We start from the raw sequence: 16,530 nt of genomic DNA, 5'->3' as shown, positions 1-16,530 counted from the left end.
CGTTACAAAATCAAGCCTAAACCATAAAGCACGCAGTTATAAATGGCAAATTAAAGTAAATCAGCCAAAAAACTGTAAAATTACAGGCAATGGCTAAAATCAGTTTTTTAAAAAGTTAGAAAATTGACTTTAGAAGATATTAGCTTGGTTGCTTGGTTGAATTTGCAAGTGGCTCTACAAGATTGATTTTACAAGGTTGTTTAATATGAAAAGCTTTATCTATATAATTTTTACACTCTTGCTTTTAGGCGCAAACTCCCTTATTTCCGCTGACAAACTAGACAAGATTGTGGTTTCAGGTCCGTTTGCTTCCGTTTCACACCCGATTTTGCATATGATTGAGACAAATGCTCTAAGCGACGTTGCGGATAAAATAGAGTTTAAACTCTGGAAAAACCCAGACGAACTTCGAGCCATGACGATTAAAGGCAATGTAGATTTTGTGGCTGTTCCGACGAACACCGCGGCGATTTTGAACAACAAAGGCGTAGACATAAAACTTCTCAATGTCTCCATTTGGGGGATTTTAGGGATGATAAGCCGTGATAATTCACTCAAAACGCTCAAAGACTTCAAAGGAAAAAAGATAGCTGTTCCCTTTCGCGCAGATATGCCCGATATCGTCTTTAAACAGCTGCTTAAAAAAGAGGGTTTAGACCCGCAAAAAGATTTTGAACTCGTCTATGTAGCAAGTCCGATAGATGCTATGCAGATGCTTATCATGAGAAGAATAGACCACTCGCTTCTAGCTGAACCCGCAATCTCTATGGCACTTAGAAAAACAAAATCTTTTCCTATCAGTATAGTTGCGCCTGATTTATACAGAAGCGTAGATCTTCAAGAGGAGTGGGGTAAGGTTTTTGGCACAGACGGCGATCTTCCCGAAGCAGGTATCGCTGTTATGGGGCATGTCAAAGATGAACATCTCATAAAAAGATTTCAAGAAGAGTATGCAAAATCGTTAGAGTGGTACAAAGCAAATCCAAAAGAAGCTGGCAAACTGGTTGCAAAAAACATTAACATGTTAAGCGAAGAAGGCGTCGGCGACTCTATAGCACATGTAAGGCTTAAAAATGTAACGGCACCACAAGCAAAAAAAGATTTGGAATTTTTCTTTAATATTTTAAAAGAGGAAGACCCCAAAAGTATTGGCGGCAAACTGCCTGCTGATAGTTTTTACTATGGACTTTAATATATGAAATTTGCTCTAAAAATTCTCAAAGATTTTCCTTCATATTTGTGGAGCGGATGGGGAGCAGTTGCTTCCATACTTCTTTTTGTAGCACTCTGGGATGTAGGCAATCAGATTTACGGCGATTTGGTTCTTCCCTCTCCGCTTGAGACTTTCAAAACACTGGGCTTGATGCTTCATGACGATGCAGTTATAGCAGAGATAGAGACTACGCTTTACCGCGCTTCTATGGGTTTTGGCTTCTCGCTTATTTTAGGAACTGCTCTTGGGCTTTTGGCTGGATTTTTCGCAACAGCTTCCATGATGAGCCGCCCTATTGTTACCATTTTAGTGGGTATGCCGCCGATTGCATGGATAGTTTTGGCGATGATTTGGTTCGGTATGGGTGATGAAACCGTAATTTTTACGGTTATTGTCGCCTCGTTTCCTATCATCTTTGTCGGAGCGCTTCAAGGAACTCGTACGCTTGACGGTGAACTAAAAGAGATGGCGGAGAGTTTCAACTTTCCATGGCACATGCGCTTTTTTGATGTCTACTTTCCGCATATCTTCTCCTACGTTTTTCCTGCATGGGTCAGCGGTCTTGGCATGGCATGGAAGATAGTAATCATGGCGGAACTTTTAGCGACAAGCAACGGTATCGGTGCATCTTTGGCTGTTGCAAGAAGTCAGCTAGATACTCCTACGGCTCTCTCAATCGTTGTCATCATGATAGCTTCGCTCATGTTTATTGAGTACATAATATTAGAGCCAATTAAGAGAGAGGTCGAGTTATGGAGAGATTAGAGGTTAAAAAACTAAACCACCATTTTGGTTTTACAGAAATTTTGAAAAATATTAACTTTACTCTGGACAAAGGAGAAGTTCTCTCCATAGTAGGTCCGAGCGGCGGCGGCAAAACGACACTTCTGCATCTCTGCGCCGGCTTGCTTGATGTTCAAGAGGGAAGCGTTACAAACACATTTAAGAGCAGCGCATTTGCTTTTCAAGAAGCAAGACTCCTGCCGTGGAAAAACGTCATCGACAACATAAGCATGGGACTTTTGGCAAAGGGCGAGAAAAATAGCGAGGCGCTCAAAAAATCGCAAGAGATAGCGCTTCGTTTCGGGCTTGAAGAGGATGATTTTGAGAAGTTTCCAAAAGATTTGAGCGGTGGAATGAAACAGAGAGTTAGCTTTGCAAGAGCACTTGTTCTCAAACCCTCCCTGCTTTTTTTGGATGAGCCATTTTCCGCACTTGACATAGGGCTTAAAAAAGAGCTTCAGAGCGTGCTTATTGATATGATAAGCAAAAAAGAGATAAGCATACTCTTTATCACGCATGACCTTATGGAGGCGATTCGCCTAAGCGATGAGATGCTGCTTCTAAAAGCCGACCCGGGGCATATTGTCAAAAAATTCAGGTTTGACCTTATCCAAAACCAAAGAGAAGATAGGTATGTTTTCTCTAAAAGTGTGGAGATACTACAAGATAAAGAGATTGTAAGTACGTTTGAACTGGAGCTAAAATAATGAAACACGAAGAAGAGAAACCGCAAGTTTTACATGCAACAAACCACTATCTTTACTATCCCGATGAGAAAGGTGTTCCTCCCTATTTGGCATACGGATTTAGACCTATCTTTTTGCTTCTTGCTCCCTACCTAGTAATCTCGATGATTTTATGGGGATTTGTGTGGAGTGGAGTTTTAAACATCCCGTTTATGGACAACATCATTGTCTGGCATGTCTATGAAATGCTTTTTGGCATACTTACGGCGGGGATTTTGGCATTTTTATCGACCGGACTTCCCGAACTCTTTCCCGGATTTGTGCCGCTTGTGGGTAAAAAACTAAGAAACGTCGTCATTTTGTGGGTTTTGGGAAGAGTTAGTTTTTGGTTTATCGATATTACGGGCGTATATGTCGCTGCATTTTTTAACCTTGCAATGCTTTGCTACCTTATCTGGTTTGCAAGAGCTGCCGTGCTTGATAAACTCCAAAGACATGCCTCTTTAGGCTATACAATGGTAGCTATTTTCATCATTGAAGCATGGTTTTTTGCCGCAATGGCTGGACTTGCTTCAACTGACGCTATGAAAATCCTCAAAATCGCACTCGGCGCACATGTCATCTTGATACTTCTAGCACTTAGACGCGTCAATATGGAAGCGGTAAATGAGCTTATGGAAGACAAAGGCATAGACGATGTCTATGTATCGCGCCCGCCTCTTACCAATTTAGCAGTATTTACAATCGGACTCTTTAGCGTAGTGGAGTTTTTATACCCGCAAAACTCAGCACTCGGCTGGCTCGGACTCTCAGCCGGTGCAGCGATTCTTGCCATAACGTCTGACTATAAACTACAAGATAAGTTTATTCTCAATCAACCCTACGTTATCTATCTAAGTCTTATATATGTGCTTTTGGGGCTCGGTTACGCCATGATGGGCTATAGCATCCTTTCAAATGAAGTTGAAAATATCACTCATTTCAGACACTTCATAACAAGTGGCGGCTACGGTCTTGCCTATCTGATGGTCATGATAATCATCGGCTGGATTCACACAGGACGACATCTCACTTCAAACATCTACACGCATCTTATGGTCGGACTAATAGTTGTTGCAACGCTTATGCGCAGCGCTATAGCCTTCTATCCAGAGTATTCAAGCCAACTATATCTCTACTCGGCAATCTTATGGAGTGTACCTTTTATGCTTTACGCTAAGGTCTTTTTTGGGTTTTTAACGGCTCCAAGAGCGGACGGGATTAAGGGGTAATGCTCTTTTTTTCTCGTTCCCAACTACAAGTTGGGAACGAGAAAAAAGATTTGTTAAAATCAGATATAATATTGCCAATAAAATCAAAGGATTATTAAATGACTTTACATTTAAATGCTTCCGAGAGTGCATCTAAAAGAATATTATCTTTTTTAGAATCTTTAACCAAACAAGGTGAATCTGTGGAAATTATAGATAATACAGTTTATAAATTTGAAAAAGCTGGAATCTTAAGAGGTTTAGAGCAGATTGAGAATGGGAAGATATACTCATCAGATGAACTTATTGAAGAGCTAAATAAATAAATTTTGATGAAAGTAAACTTTTCTCATGATTCTAAAGAATTTATATTTAAACTTAGAGATCATATTTCAAAAGACACTCCTTCTCGTGCGACACAATACACTACAAAATTAGTATCAAGAATAAAGGATATGCTTCAGCATCCTTATGTCGGCAAAATAAATACTACATTTGATGATGAAACCATTCGTGAGATTATTTTAGATGGAATAAAAATAATTTATAAAATATATCCAAAAAGTGTAGCCGTGTTAATAATTTATAGATATATTGACTTTGATGAATCAAATATTGACACAGAAAATTCTCTGTGATAACAGAAAAGCATCTTGTGGTCGGGCTAATAGTTGTTGCAACGCTTATGAGAAGTGCGATAGCCTTCTATCCAGAGTATTCAAGCGAACTCTATCTTTACTCGGCTATCCTCTGGAGTGTACCTTTTATGCTTTATGCTAAGGTCTTTTTTGGGTTTTTGATGGCTCCAAGAGCAGACGGGATTAATGGCTAGGAAGCTCTTTTTTTTCTCACTCCTATCGTTCCAGCGCAGGAATGCATATTTCAGCCACAAAAGTTATGTAGGCATTCCCAACTACAAGTTGGGAATAAGGAAAACTTCTTCTTGATATTTTTCTACATTGATACATTTAATTCTATCTTGTTTTAGCTTTTCCAAATGGTTATCAATATTTTGTAAATTTAATTCTACTCCAAAATCCAAATTTTCTTTTCCACCATTGAGTCTATCCAGCACTATCGAGCCTAATTCATTTTTATAATGACTTGCTTCCCAATGATATTTCATTTGCGATTTTGGGTCAGTCGGCACAATTTCAGTAGTAAAAGAATGATAAACTGAAAAATCTACTATTTTAAACGGCTTTTTATGATATTTTTGTGCGATATTACCAACAGAAAATACAACATCTTTTTTCCATTGAAGCCATTTTTCATAACCCAAATAATAATTCAAAGCTTCCCATTGACGAATATGTGAAGGTCCGAAAATAATATCAAGTTCAATATTATTTTCATAGCAATGTGAAACTATATTTTCAAAATCTGGAAAAGATAGTTTTTTAGTATCTTTGTAGGTGTAGTTTGTTGGATAATTTTTATAATAATTTTTTTCATCTTTTTGCATAGTTGCAAGATGACCGCCATTTTTTGCAATCTTTTGCCAATTATGATTATGTTCCTTTTGTCCATTTGCAAGATATATCGAGGTATTTTCACCACCTTTAAGTGTCAAAATAGCATCTTTAAAACTATCAAGGCTTAAAAGATATTTGTATATATTTGGATTATCAAAATAGGTTTCAAAATCAGCTACATTTTTTTGATTAGGTTTGTTAAACATTATGTAGTCAACAACCAATAAAACTTTTTTTAGATTTCCTTGTTTTAAAGCCCACTCGAAATTTAATCTAGCTTCATACATGGATGCGCTTGATACTGCAAGATTGTAGGATGGTTTAATAAAATATTGATGCGTTGGATCATAGCCATATTCTGTTCTTGATGTTCCCAAAGAAATAGAAACAGGTTTTAGCGCTTGAGTTTTAAAAACTTTTATCAATCTAATTTTTTCTGATTGTTTTATTTTTGGTAAATTAAAAAATTTTGTACCATACAATCCATACGGATCAACCACATAATTTACCACACCGACAAATCCAACAATCAAAAACGCAAGTAATCCAACAAAAGCTATAAATTTTTTACTACTCATTAAAAACCTTAAAAATTAAAATACAAAAATTCGCTCACTTTTGTAAGCGATAAGATGCCAAATGAGAGCAAAAACGCAGTAAAAACCGCTACTTTTTTATTTGGAGTGAAAGATTTCATTTTTTGCATTGAATTTTTGAAAAGTAAGATAATGATAAAAGCAAACGGAAACCAGAGTGTTTCTGCCAAAGGTAAAGTTATCGTATCATAAGGTTGAAATTTGATGTTAAATTGATGTAAAAACGCAAATCTTTCAAAAATTGAATGGAGTGTAAATCCGCTAAGTCCAACCATCCCACCTAAAACTTTCACTGCATCCTCCCACTCTTTAGCTCTAAAAAATACCCAAGAGATATTGATAAAGTTAAAAGTTATGAGCCAAGCTAGCCAACTCCATAATTTAAAGCCTATTTTTTGCCATAGCCTATGAAGCACCAAAGCTATCCCATGTAAAAATCCCCAAAATACAAAAGTCCAAGCAGCTCCGTGCCACAATCCTCCAAGTAAAAATGTGATAAGAAGATTGTTGTATGTTCCAAAATTCCCTTTACGATTTCCGCCAAGTGGGATGTAGATATAGTCTTTTAAAAATCTACTAAGTGTGATATGCCATCTTCTCCAAAAGTCCTGAATATCAATAGCTTTGTATGGACTGTTGAAGTTTATGGGTAGTTTAATATTAAAAAGTAGTGCAGCCCCTATCGCCATATCTGTATATCCACTAAAATCAAAATAAAGTTGAAAAGTATACGATAAACTTGTAGCCCACGCTTCAAAGAGTGTAAGAATAGTTGCATTGTCAAAACCAGCTGTTGCCCACACTGCAAATGTATCAGCTATAACTACTTTTTTAAATAATCCTATAGAAAATATAAAAAGTCCTAAAGCAATATTTCGGTAGTTTTTTACTTTGTTCCATTTGGATGCAAATTGTGGCATCATCTCCTTATGATGAACAATTGGTCCGGCGATAAGCTGAGGAAAAAATGTCACAAACAACGCATAGTTTAAAAAGTCATACTCTTTTGTTTCTGCTCTATAACTATCCACCAAATATGCTATTTGCTGAAAGGTAAAAAAGCTTATGGCAAGAGGAAGAGCGATATGAGAGAGCGGGATATTTGCACCAAATATACCGTTAAAGTTTTCTATAAAAAAATCGCTGTATTTAAAGTAACCAAGTAAAGCAATATTTGCCACGACCCCAAAACCTAAAAGCGTTTTTTTGCCTACCTTTGCTTTTTTGAAGTTTTCGTTTAAAGAATTTCCAACTGCAAAATTTACAAGCATTGAAGCAACTATAAGCGGCAGATAGGCTACATTCCACCAACTATAAAAAAATAGACTTCCAAAAACAAGCCAAACTTTAGAAGCAACTGCCAATCTTTTAGATATGAGGAAAAAATACCCAAAGAAGATAATAGGTAAAAATAAAAAGATAAATTCGTAGGAGTTAAAGAGCATCTGTTTCTCATTTTTTAAGTTTTTTGGGATTTTAATTCCGAAAATAGTTTTTATTATATACATATAATTCCTGTTTTAAGATTAATTACATACAAATAATTCCGAATTTTTTTAGAATATTTTTTTGTGTAGAGTTTTTATATGAAACTGACACAGCAAGATATGGCAAGATTATTTGATATTGACCCTAGAACACTTAGAAACTGGCGAAAAGATAAGCCCTATTTATATGAAATAATTATGAAAGGCATTGCGTTTGATGAGATAGTTGAAGCGCAAAAAGAGAGTTACAAAAAAGCAAAAGAGCTTAAAGAGAAGTTTGAGGCAAAAAAGCCTAATTGACAAAATAGAGATGATAGTATATACTTCAAAATATATACTTTAAAGGGAGATGTCATGAGCGCTGTAGCAAAACTGTTTAAAAATGGTCAAAGCCAAGCTGTGAGACTGCCAAAAGAGTTTCGATTTGAAAATCAAGAAGAACTTTTTATAAAGAGAGTTGAAGATGGCGTAATTTTGATGCCAAAAAATGACAAAAGCGTATGGGACCATATGTTTGACAGACTTGATGAGTTTTCAGACGATTTTATGCAAACAAGAGTACAGCCAACTCAAAAAAGAGAGGATTTCTTTTGAAAAAGCAGATGTTAGATACCAATATCTGCATTTACATTATAAAAAACAAGCCTCAAAATGTGAGAGAAAAATTTAAAGAGTTTGATATAGGCGATTTGGTTCTCTCAAGCATTACGGTAAGTGAGCTATATTACGGTGTTTATAAAAGTGAACATGTAGAAAAAAATCTCTTAGCATTAGAGCATTTTCTCAAGCCTTTTGATATTTTTGAGTACGACATAAAAGCATCTGTTGCCTACGGAAAAATAAGAGCGGATTTAGAAAAAAGAGGTCAAATCATAGGCGGGCTTGATATGATGATAGCAGCTCACGCACTCTCATGTAATATTATATTGGTTACAAACAACACAAAAGAGTTTCAAAGAGTCAAAGAGTTGAGGCTTGATAACTGGGTGTGAATAAAATAGTTAAAAGAAAAGTTTGAGGCAAAAAAATAGTAATATATGCTTATGTATCGCTAACACCTTCGTGCGATACTTTCTAAGATTAAAATAGAAGGATTAACGATGAAAAAGATTTTACTGTCAGTTGCACTTTTAGCAACACTTAGCATAGCAGAAGAGAGTCTCCAATCTCATGAGCAGAAGATGAAACAGATGCAGGAAAACAGCGGTTCAGGTGCTATGAACGTTGAGAGAGAAAGAAACAAAGAGAAACAAGAAGCAAAGAAAAAGTATCAGTATGAAAACAAGTACCAACACGGCGAAGAGCAGTCCGAGGAGTCTAAAACTAAAATGAAAAACAAAGGCTCAATGGAAAATGGCTCTAGCGGAACTTCTAACGGTGGCTCAAGAGGTGGCAACGGAGGTGGCGGTGGCGGCAGAAGATAACTCCTCTGCCCTCTTCAACATCTTTTTTAGACTTTGGTATCAAGCCAAAGTCTCTTTTTATAAATATACATGTAGATAATTCCCTTTATAAGCGTCTCAACATTCATAATAATAAAAATAGCAACAACTCCATACCCCATTTTATAAGCGATATATGACGGTATCAGCCTAAAAATCCACAATGAAAGCACGCTTATTTTGAGTGTAATTTTAGTTGCCCCCGCCCCTCTTAATGCACCGGAATATACGAACATTATTGCAAGCGGAATCTGAGCCAGACCGACAAAAATAAGATAGTAAGAAGCTACTGCGATTGTCGCTTTGTCTTGTGTAAAAAAACTAACCAAAAACTCCGGAAAAAGAATAAGAAAAACTCCTACTCCGCCCATAAACACATAAGCTACCCGTCCGCTTATTATTCCCATGTTGTAAGCTCGCTCTTTATCTTTTGCACCCAAACTCTGCCCGACAAGCGCTGTTGCGGCTATCGCAAAACCAAACCCCGGCATAAAAGCGATACCCTCTATGCGAAGCCCTACTTGATATCCTGCAAGTTCAGCCGTTCCATACGCCGCGATAATAGCGACAAAAAACAAAAATGAGATGCTTGAAATCCCGCGTTCCAGAGCTGCGCTCCACCCTACATGCCAAACTCTTATCATATCTTTTATGCGGATAATCGGGATAATATTTAGCTTTGAGTGAGGTTTTTTTAGAAGAATAAAATATGCCGCAACATTAAAGCAGTAGGCTATTACGGTAGCATAAGCCGCACCCTCTATACCCATCGGCTCAAATCCGTAATGTCCGAAAATCAACACATAGTTTAAAAAAGCGTTTATTGCCGCGGAGACAAGCTTTATGTAGAGCGAGCTTTTTGTATCTCCTGCGGCTGAAAGTGCATTATAGAGGAGAGTGTCTATAAAAATAACAACTATTCCAAGCGAAAGTATCTTGAAATAGAGCCCGCCCTGCTCCACGACGTCTGGTGCTGCGCCCATTATTGCATAGATATATTCGCTTCCAAAGTAGCCGCAGATTGTCACAAAAACAGATAAGAAAACTGCAAAAATCCCAAGCGAGTAGAGAAGAGCGGAGGCTCTTTTTTTTCTTCCCTGACCGATAAAACGAGATATTAGTGCATTTCCGCCGACAACATAAAGTGTCATCAAAACGTTGATTATCATCATAAACTGCATGCTCATGCCAACTGCCGCGAGTGCCGAGACGCTGACCATTCCGACCATTAACATGTCGATCAGTATTTGGAGTATGTCAACCAGATGTTTTAGTGCAGCCGGAATTGCAATGGAAAATACTTTGCGGGTATCGGGAGAGATTAATCTTGAAAAAATTGCGCTACCTCTTGCATGGTCTCTATAAGCTCCTCTTTTGTCTCAAAACGGAGCTCTTTTTTGTCTCTGACCTGCTCTTTTGGCGGAGTAAAATCAAAGACTAAAACAAAAGCGGTAATCTTTACCTTATCAGCGTTTATATCTGCCCACTCTAAGCTCATCTCTGCAACTTCTCCATGTGAGTCCACGACTGCGGCGGGATAAAGCCTTGTTACCTTACTCAAATCAATATTTCCGATTTTTGACTTATAAATCATATTTTTCATTTGCGTATGGTAACTAATGATGGTTGATATCTGGCTTTTGTGCGAAGTTCCACAATAATTTCACAAACTTTAATTATAATATTCACAACATGAGGTCACATACACAATAGGGGATTTTGTTCAAGTTCGAGGCGAAACGAAAGTCAAATTGAGGAGTTTACTGTAGTAAATGATGAGATTTTACTAAATTCCATCGAATAAACTGGGCAAAAGCATCGTTATGCGGTGGTCTCAACTTGCAATGTTACAAAAGGACGATTTCCAATATGATGAAATTTCTGCTTATATATTTTTATGTTTTTATTCTGATTTTAAATGCCCAAACATTAAGTGTTGAAGAGGCAATAGATGAAGCACTTAAAAACCATCCCGATATTAAAAAACTCTCCCTCGGCGTGCAACTGAGCGGCTCTTTGGTTGACGTTGCGAAAGCAGACTATCTGCCTCAACTGAATGTGGGTGCACAGTACAATCCTCACAACACCTTTATTATGCCGCAAAACGGTCAGTTTAAAACAATAACTGATGACAATTGGCAACTTGAAGCTCAACTGAACCAAAAAATATATGATTTTTCAAAAACGACCTCAATAATAAAAGCGTATGAAAAAAACAAAGATATAGCATCTCTCTCTTTAAAAGACGCGAAAGCTCTCTTGATACACAACGTAAAAAATATATATGATGCGGCACTTTTTCAAACTAAAGCGCTAGAGGTCAGAAAAAAAGATTTGCGTACAAAAGAGGAGCTTTACAAACAGGCGCAGGCATTAGTTCGCGAGGGGCTAAAAACAGAGGCTGACGCTACAACTATATTAAGCGCAGTTTATAACGCCGAGGATGCTCTTGGAACGACAAAAGCAGATTTAAAAAAAGCTCTCTCAGCACTCTCATTTTACATGGGCAAAAAAGTAGATTTAGAGACCGACCTTATAGATAATCTCCCCTCTCTTGCAGGGCAAAACAAAGAGTCGATTATTGGCGAATCGTATGTCAACAACTTCGCACTCAAAGGCTTAAAAGAGGAGATTGTAAAAGAGGGTCTGATGTATAAAGCTGCAAAAGCCAAAAACTACGGCTCCATTGATGCAGTAGCTTCATACACGCACCAAAACTCTATAAATGAGTATGATACTTCAATGATCGGCATCGGCATCACCATCCCACTTTATAGCGGAGGCAGAATAAGTGCACAGACAGAAGAGACGCGCATATCACAAGAGATGGCAAAAGAGTCATACAACGCAAAAAAGCTCCTTTTACAAGAGGAGATTGATACTTTGATGATAGACCTAGAGAGATATGAACACACCATAAAAGCAAAAGAGGCGTTGATAGACTCCTCAAGAGCAACAAAAGAGATAGTTGAAGCTCGCTATAAAGAGGGACTCTCAACATACATAGAGATTCTTGATGCAGCTTCGACAAGTTTATATGCAGAGTTAGACCTTTTGGAAGCGAAATTTTCTATAAAAAGAGTTATGAACAGATTAGAGTATTTAAGAGGAGAGAGAGTATGAAAAACTGGATAAAGTATGCAGTTATTGCTATATTTATCGTTATAGGCGGAGCGCTTTTTTACAACAAAGTATATGTCATAAAATCAACATTTGAGACAACAAAACCGACTCTTGGAAATCTATATGTAACTATTCGCGCAATAGGAAATGTGGATGCAAAAAATATCTATGCCATTACGGCACAAACCGGCGGAAAGATAGAGAATATCTTTTTTGATGAGGGAGAGTGGGTAAAAAAAGGTGACCTTCTTCTTAGCATAGACCCTGTTGACATGCCTCTTCTTTTGGATGAAGCGAAATTATCACTTAAAAAATCAAGCCATGAATCAAAATCAGCAAAAGAGAATCTAGAGAGTCTAGAGGCTCAAAAAACTCTTCTTCAAACAACCTATGAGCGTTATAAAAATCTATTGGAACAGAAGTTTGTATCAAAAGCCGAGTATGACAAAGCAAAGAGCGATTTGGACAATATAAATGCGCAGATTAGTTCATCAAAAGCAAAAATAGCTTCCGCGGCTTCTGAAGAGTTAAGAGTGCAAAAGAGCATAGAGGCAATTGGAGCCAAACTTGAGAGGCTGAAAATCTATTCACCGATAGATGGTTATGTTATAGCAAAAGAAGCCGAGAGAAATCAATACGTTCTGCCATCGGCTGCAATCTTTAAAATCGTAGATCCAAAAACACTCTGGATAAGAGCAAATATTGACGAGAGGCTTGCAAATCAGGTTAAGGTTATGCAGAGAGCAACCATAAAACTAAGGTCAAAACCGAATGAAAAAATTGATGGAACGCTTCAAAGAGTAGTCGCCATGAGCAACGCCGTCACTCTGGAGCGAGAGGTAAACATAGGTTTTGATGTTACTCCCGAGACGTTTTACATAAACGAACAAGCTGAAGTAAACATTGAAGTGGCACAGCATGAAAATGTCCTGAAAATCCCTCTCAAACTTCTGGTTGCGAAAGATGGCAAAAAAGGCGTTTGGGTAGCACAGGGCAACAATGCTTTCTTTAAACCGGTAACTCTATTGGGACAAAATGACGAAGAAGTTGCCGTCTCATCGGGAATAGATCCAAATACAGAACTACTCCTACATACACCCAGCAACAAAGCTTTAAGCGAGGGAATGAAAATTTTCAGATGATAAACTTGGCAAAAAGAGATATTGAGCATACACTCGGCAAGTTCATAGTTACGGCTATGGGTGTCGGGATGCTGCTTGGAATTGTTCTTATTATGATTGGCGTTTACCGCGGTATGATGGTTGATGCGGAGATTTTGCTCGATGATATCAGCGCAGATTTGTGGATAGTTCAAGAAGATACTCTTGGACCTTTTGCCGAATCTTCGCGCGTGCATGAAGACTTAAAAGATATTATCTACGTCACAGAGGGCATAGACAAAAGCGAGGCGATGACTTTTCAAAACATCCAGCTTCCGCACCGTGACAAACCTGTTCGCGTTGTTGCAGTCGGATATGATATCTACGGCTCAATAAATCCGATAAATCCAAAAAGATTGATAGCTGGACGAGAGCTAAAAAACGACCATTACGAGATTGTAGTAACCGACAAAACAGGCTTTAATCTAGATGAGAAAATCAAGTTAGGACGTAATCTCTACACAGTTGTCGGCATCACGCACAGCACGGTGTCAAACGGCGGCGACCCGCTCGTTTACATAAGCCTCAAAGATGCACAGGATTTGCAATTTTCATACTCAAACAAAGAGATTCAAAATAATGAAGCACGAGGTATAAAAAACTCAGAGGCTTTTATGGTAAATGTTATTGTAGCGCGCTTAAAAAGCGGATACGATGTAGATGAAGTAGCACAAGAGATAAAAAAATGGCAGCACAAAAGCGTCTATACCGCCGTGCAGCAAAAAACAATTCTTACAAAAAATCTTATAGAAAAATCAGCTAAACAGATAGGTCTCTTTACTGCAATTTTGGTCATAGTATCAACTATTATCATTGCACTTATCATCTATACGATGACATTAGAGAAGATGAAAGAGATATCTATAATGAAGCTTATGGGGCTTCCGAACTCTCTTATTATCTCCATGATTGTCAAAGAGACTCTGCTTCTTGGAGTATTTGCGTTTATATTTGGAAATATCTTCTCACATCTTGTTTATGATAAATTTCCAAAACGAATAGTCCTTGAGATACCCGATGCCTGGGGGCTTTTTGGCGTGGTTATCATAGCATCCATTCTAGCCTCTTTTGTAGGTGTAAAAAAAGTTATAAGCGCTGATCCTGCATCGGCAATCGGAGGATGAAATGAGTAAACAAAGCGCTATTAAAGTTCAAAATCTAGTAAAAAACTTCGGCAAAGACGAGAGTCTTATAAAGGTAATTGAAAATGCCTCGTTTGAGATACAAAAAGGAGAGCTTGTAGCTCTCATCGCTCCAAGCGGAGCTGGAAAGACTACACTTCTTATGATGATAGGATGCGTTCAAGAGCCTACAAGCGGAGAGATTTGGCTAGGCGAAGAGAAAGTTTACGATAACGGATGGAGTGCTAAAGATACTCGTAAAATCCGCAGAGAAAAGATAGGTTTTATATTTCAGGCCCACTACCTTATACCGTTTTTAAATATAATTGAGAATGTCACACTGCTTCCGCAGACAAACGGAGTGAGTGAAAAGGCGGCAAAACAAAAAGCTATGGAGCTTTTAGAGTATCTTGAAATTGCAGACAAAGCGTACAGTATGTCATCACAGCTCTCAGGCGGGCAGAACCAAAGAGTTGCCATCGCACGCGCATTGGCAAACAACCCTGAGATAATACTGGCCGACGAGCCGACAGCCGCACTTGATGCACAGCGCTCAATCAGTGTTATAAAAATGCTCAAAAAAATCGCAAGGGAGCAGAATGTCGCCATCATCACCGTTACACACGATGATAGAATTCTCCCATATTTTGACAAAATTATGAAGATAGAAAACAGGGGTATTGTTTTTCACGAACTAGGCGAAGATAAAATTTTGTAAATCAACTTCACAAATATTTCACAAATAGTAATCATAATACATAAAATATATACAAAGGAGAGCAGATGCGAGTAAACTCAAATTGCTCAATGCAACAAACACAGATGAGAAAGATGGACGGTTCAGGCGGCGCTCAGGGCGGCATGAGGGATATTATGCAGAGTTTATCAACAGAGGACAGAGCTACGCTAAAAGATCAGCTCAGCTCAATGAGTCAAGATGAGAGAATAGCCGCAATAACACAAATGAAAGAGCTTGATGCGACTGCACTAAGCTCAAAGGATTACACAAAAGCGCTTCTTGATATTTTAGACAAAGAAAATAGTGAAGAAACCGTAAGTGAGAGTTTTTCGGTATATGCGTAGATATCTTTTTAGGTATAATTTTTGATGAAAATTTTATACCTAGAAGATGATATTGCCCTCTCTGAGACAGTTGCAGAGTTCCTAAGCGATGAAGGTTTTGATGTTGTCGCTGTTTATGGGGGCGATGAAGCACTGGAGGCTGTTTACAAAGGCAGTTTCGATATGCTTTTGCTTGATGTTAATGTCCCGCAAATCAATGGGTTTATGCTTCTTCAAGAGCTAAGGGATGCAAACATCTCAACACCTGCAATCCTTACAACTTCGCTCAACAGCATTGACGACCTCTCAAGAGGCTATAACTGCGGCGCAGATGACTACATAAAGAAACCGTTTCTTTTAAAAGAGTTGCTCTTTCGCATAAAAGCTCTTTTAAAAAGAGAGTTTAAAACTCAAGGCGAGCTGACTAAAATCACCAAAGGTATTGATTTTAACACACTTACAAATGAGCTTATTGTTGATAATCAAAAAATATTATTAAATCCTAAAGAGGTTCTGCTTTTAAAACTGTTGCTAAAACATAAAAACGAGTGCGTATTGTTTGAAAAAATTTACCAAAGTGTTTGGTCGTTTGACGAGATGCACAGTGATATGAGTTTGAGAACTTATATAAAAAATCTGCGCAAACATATCGGAAAAGAGAATATACTCAGCATAAAAAAAGTAGGATATAAATTTGTACAAGAGTGAAAAACAGACTATTTTTTATGTGCTCGGGCTTTATCTAAGCTCTACCCTGCTCCTGATTGCCACACTTTTTGCCACCTACTATTTTTATAAACAAGATGAACTTATACATGCCGAAAGAGAGATTTTAAAAGAGTATAGTTCAACTCTTGAGGAGAAGCTTCTTTTTGTGCATGAAAACAGCGATGAAAGATATGAATATCCAAGATTTGAGCACTTTAAGAGCGCAATTTATGACATAGACAAAAAGCTAATCTTCTCAACACTTGATACAAAAATAGACAGTCTTGAGCCACTTGGAGATTCCCACAAACAACCAATAATTTAAGCTAATTTAAATTTTAAAAAGCCTTTTGAAATCGTGTAAATGGTATAATTTTTTACCAAAAAAACAATACAAAACATCAATCAAATAGGCTTTACAATG

At 37.7% G+C, this 16,530-nt stretch carries 22 protein-coding genes; 18 read left to right on the top strand and 4 right to left on the bottom strand.

Annotation, left to right across the window (positions count from 1 at the left end):
• Nucleotides 1–205 precede the first annotated feature (205 nt).
• The 7 genes from K0A91_RS10045 (at nt 206) to K0A91_RS10015 (ending at nt 4,764) form a co-directional block, all read left to right on the top strand.
• Entirely contained in the window at nt 206–1,192 is a 987-nt protein-coding gene (locus tag K0A91_RS10045) for an ABC transporter substrate-binding protein (RefSeq protein WP_295010054.1), read from the top strand.
• A gap of 3 nt (nt 1,193–1,195) precedes the next feature.
• Entirely contained in the window at nt 1,196–1,978 is a 783-nt protein-coding gene (locus K0A91_RS10040; RefSeq protein ID WP_295010053.1) for an ABC transporter permease subunit, read from the top strand.
• Nucleotides 1,966–2,703 carry an ATP-binding cassette domain-containing protein gene (locus K0A91_RS10035; protein WP_295010052.1) on the top strand — a complete coding sequence of 246 codons (738 nt, stop codon included), beginning with the start codon at nt 1,966–1,968 and terminating at the stop codon, nt 2,701–2,703. Before K0A91_RS10040 ends, K0A91_RS10035 begins: the two co-directional genes overlap by 13 nt.
• Nucleotides 2,703–3,953 carry an NnrS family protein gene (locus tag K0A91_RS10030; protein ID WP_295010051.1) on the top strand — a complete coding sequence of 417 codons (1,251 nt, stop codon included), beginning with the start codon at nt 2,703–2,705 and terminating at the stop codon, nt 3,951–3,953. Before K0A91_RS10035 ends, K0A91_RS10030 begins: the two co-directional genes overlap by 1 nt.
• A gap of 98 nt (nt 3,954–4,051) precedes the next feature.
• Nucleotides 4,052–4,258: a hypothetical protein gene (locus K0A91_RS10025; protein WP_295010050.1), complete on the top strand. Its 207-nt coding sequence runs from the start codon at nt 4,052–4,054 to the stop codon at nt 4,256–4,258.
• A 6-nt stretch (nt 4,259–4,264) separates the two neighbouring features.
• Nucleotides 4,265–4,570, top strand: a complete 306-nt coding sequence (locus tag K0A91_RS10020) for a type II toxin-antitoxin system RelE/ParE family toxin (RefSeq protein WP_295010057.1) — start codon at nt 4,265–4,267, stop codon at nt 4,568–4,570.
• Nucleotides 4,567–4,764, top strand: a complete 198-nt coding sequence (locus K0A91_RS10015) for an NnrS family protein (protein ID WP_295010049.1) — start codon at nt 4,567–4,569, stop codon at nt 4,762–4,764. Before K0A91_RS10020 ends, K0A91_RS10015 begins: the two co-directional genes overlap by 4 nt.
• An 81-nt stretch (nt 4,765–4,845) precedes the next feature.
• Here K0A91_RS10015 and K0A91_RS10010 read toward each other — a convergent pair whose 3' ends face one another.
• A complete protein-coding gene (locus tag K0A91_RS10010) occupies nt 4,846–5,985 on the bottom strand; it encodes a hypothetical protein (RefSeq protein WP_295010048.1) in 1,140 nt (379 codons plus the stop codon).
• 8 nt (nt 5,986–5,993) lie between these two features.
• The gene (locus K0A91_RS10005; RefSeq protein WP_295010056.1) at nt 5,994–7,448 is read right to left on the bottom strand and encodes an MBOAT family protein; all 1,455 of its coding nucleotides are present in this window, start codon (nt 7,446–7,448) and stop codon (nt 5,994–5,996) included.
• Between the two features lie 141 nt (nt 7,449–7,589).
• On the opposite strand from K0A91_RS10005, the gene K0A91_RS10000 reads away from it, so the two are divergent.
• From K0A91_RS10000 to K0A91_RS09985, 4 genes are all read left to right on the top strand, one after another.
• On the top strand, nt 7,590–7,790 hold the full coding sequence (locus K0A91_RS10000) for a hypothetical protein (RefSeq protein WP_295010047.1): 201 nt from the start codon (nt 7,590–7,592) through the stop codon (nt 7,788–7,790).
• 54 nt (nt 7,791–7,844) lie between these two features.
• Nucleotides 7,845–8,084 (top strand): type II toxin-antitoxin system VapB family antitoxin, encoded by a 240-nt coding sequence (gene vapB / locus K0A91_RS09995; protein ID WP_295010046.1) that lies wholly within the window; start codon nt 7,845–7,847, stop codon nt 8,082–8,084.
• Nucleotides 8,081–8,482: a type II toxin-antitoxin system VapC family toxin gene (locus K0A91_RS09990; protein WP_295010045.1), complete on the top strand. Its 402-nt coding sequence runs from the start codon at nt 8,081–8,083 to the stop codon at nt 8,480–8,482. The genes vapB and K0A91_RS09990 overlap by 4 nt, the downstream gene beginning before the upstream one ends.
• Before the next feature lie 108 nt (nt 8,483–8,590).
• Nucleotides 8,591–8,914 (top strand): hypothetical protein, encoded by a 324-nt coding sequence (locus tag K0A91_RS09985; protein WP_295010044.1) that lies wholly within the window; start codon nt 8,591–8,593, stop codon nt 8,912–8,914.
• A gap of 26 nt (nt 8,915–8,940) precedes the next feature.
• On the opposite strand, the gene K0A91_RS09980 is transcribed toward K0A91_RS09985, so the two are convergent.
• Nucleotides 8,941–10,218 (bottom strand): MATE family efflux transporter, encoded by a 1,278-nt coding sequence (locus K0A91_RS09980; RefSeq protein ID WP_295010055.1) that lies wholly within the window; start codon nt 10,216–10,218, stop codon nt 8,941–8,943.
• Nucleotides 10,219–10,253: 35 nt separating this feature from the next.
• On the bottom strand, nt 10,254–10,535 hold the full coding sequence (locus K0A91_RS09975) for a hypothetical protein (protein ID WP_295010043.1): 282 nt from the start codon (nt 10,533–10,535) through the stop codon (nt 10,254–10,256).
• Between the two features lie 266 nt (nt 10,536–10,801).
• Between K0A91_RS09975 and K0A91_RS09970 the strand changes: the two genes are divergently transcribed.
• The 7 genes from K0A91_RS09970 to K0A91_RS09940 all read left to right on the top strand — a co-directional run bounded on the left by K0A91_RS09970 (nt 10,802) and on the right by K0A91_RS09940 (nt 16,431).
• Nucleotides 10,802–12,055 carry a TolC family protein gene (locus K0A91_RS09970; protein WP_295010042.1) on the top strand — a complete coding sequence of 418 codons (1,254 nt, stop codon included), beginning with the start codon at nt 10,802–10,804 and terminating at the stop codon, nt 12,053–12,055.
• Nucleotides 12,052–13,197: an efflux RND transporter periplasmic adaptor subunit gene (locus K0A91_RS09965; protein ID WP_295010041.1), complete on the top strand. Its 1,146-nt coding sequence runs from the start codon at nt 12,052–12,054 to the stop codon at nt 13,195–13,197. Before K0A91_RS09970 ends, K0A91_RS09965 begins: the two co-directional genes overlap by 4 nt.
• Nucleotides 13,194–14,339, top strand: coding sequence for an ABC transporter permease (locus tag K0A91_RS09960; RefSeq protein ID WP_295010040.1), 1,146 nt, complete (start codon nt 13,194–13,196; stop codon nt 14,337–14,339). Before K0A91_RS09965 ends, K0A91_RS09960 begins: the two co-directional genes overlap by 4 nt.
• 1 nt (nt 14,340) lies before the next feature.
• Nucleotides 14,341–15,054: an ABC transporter ATP-binding protein gene (locus K0A91_RS09955; RefSeq protein WP_295010039.1), complete on the top strand. Its 714-nt coding sequence runs from the start codon at nt 14,341–14,343 to the stop codon at nt 15,052–15,054.
• Between the two features lie 65 nt (nt 15,055–15,119).
• Nucleotides 15,120–15,419, top strand: a complete 300-nt coding sequence (locus tag K0A91_RS09950; protein ID WP_295010038.1) for a hypothetical protein — start codon at nt 15,120–15,122, stop codon at nt 15,417–15,419.
• A 24-nt stretch (nt 15,420–15,443) separates the two neighbouring features.
• Nucleotides 15,444–16,106, top strand: a complete 663-nt coding sequence (locus K0A91_RS09945; protein WP_295010037.1) for a response regulator transcription factor — start codon at nt 15,444–15,446, stop codon at nt 16,104–16,106.
• Nucleotides 16,093–16,431 carry a hypothetical protein gene (locus K0A91_RS09940; RefSeq protein ID WP_295010036.1) on the top strand — a complete coding sequence of 113 codons (339 nt, stop codon included), beginning with the start codon at nt 16,093–16,095 and terminating at the stop codon, nt 16,429–16,431. The genes K0A91_RS09945 and K0A91_RS09940 overlap by 14 nt, the downstream gene beginning before the upstream one ends.
• Nucleotides 16,432–16,530 lie beyond the last annotated feature (99 nt).

This window comes from Sulfurimonas sp. (assembly GCF_019429335.1).
GTDB lineage: Bacteria > Campylobacterota > Campylobacteria > Campylobacterales > Sulfurimonadaceae > Sulfurimonas.
Note: the sequence above shows the minus strand (reverse complement) of the source record. Positions and strands in the feature narration are given on the sequence as shown.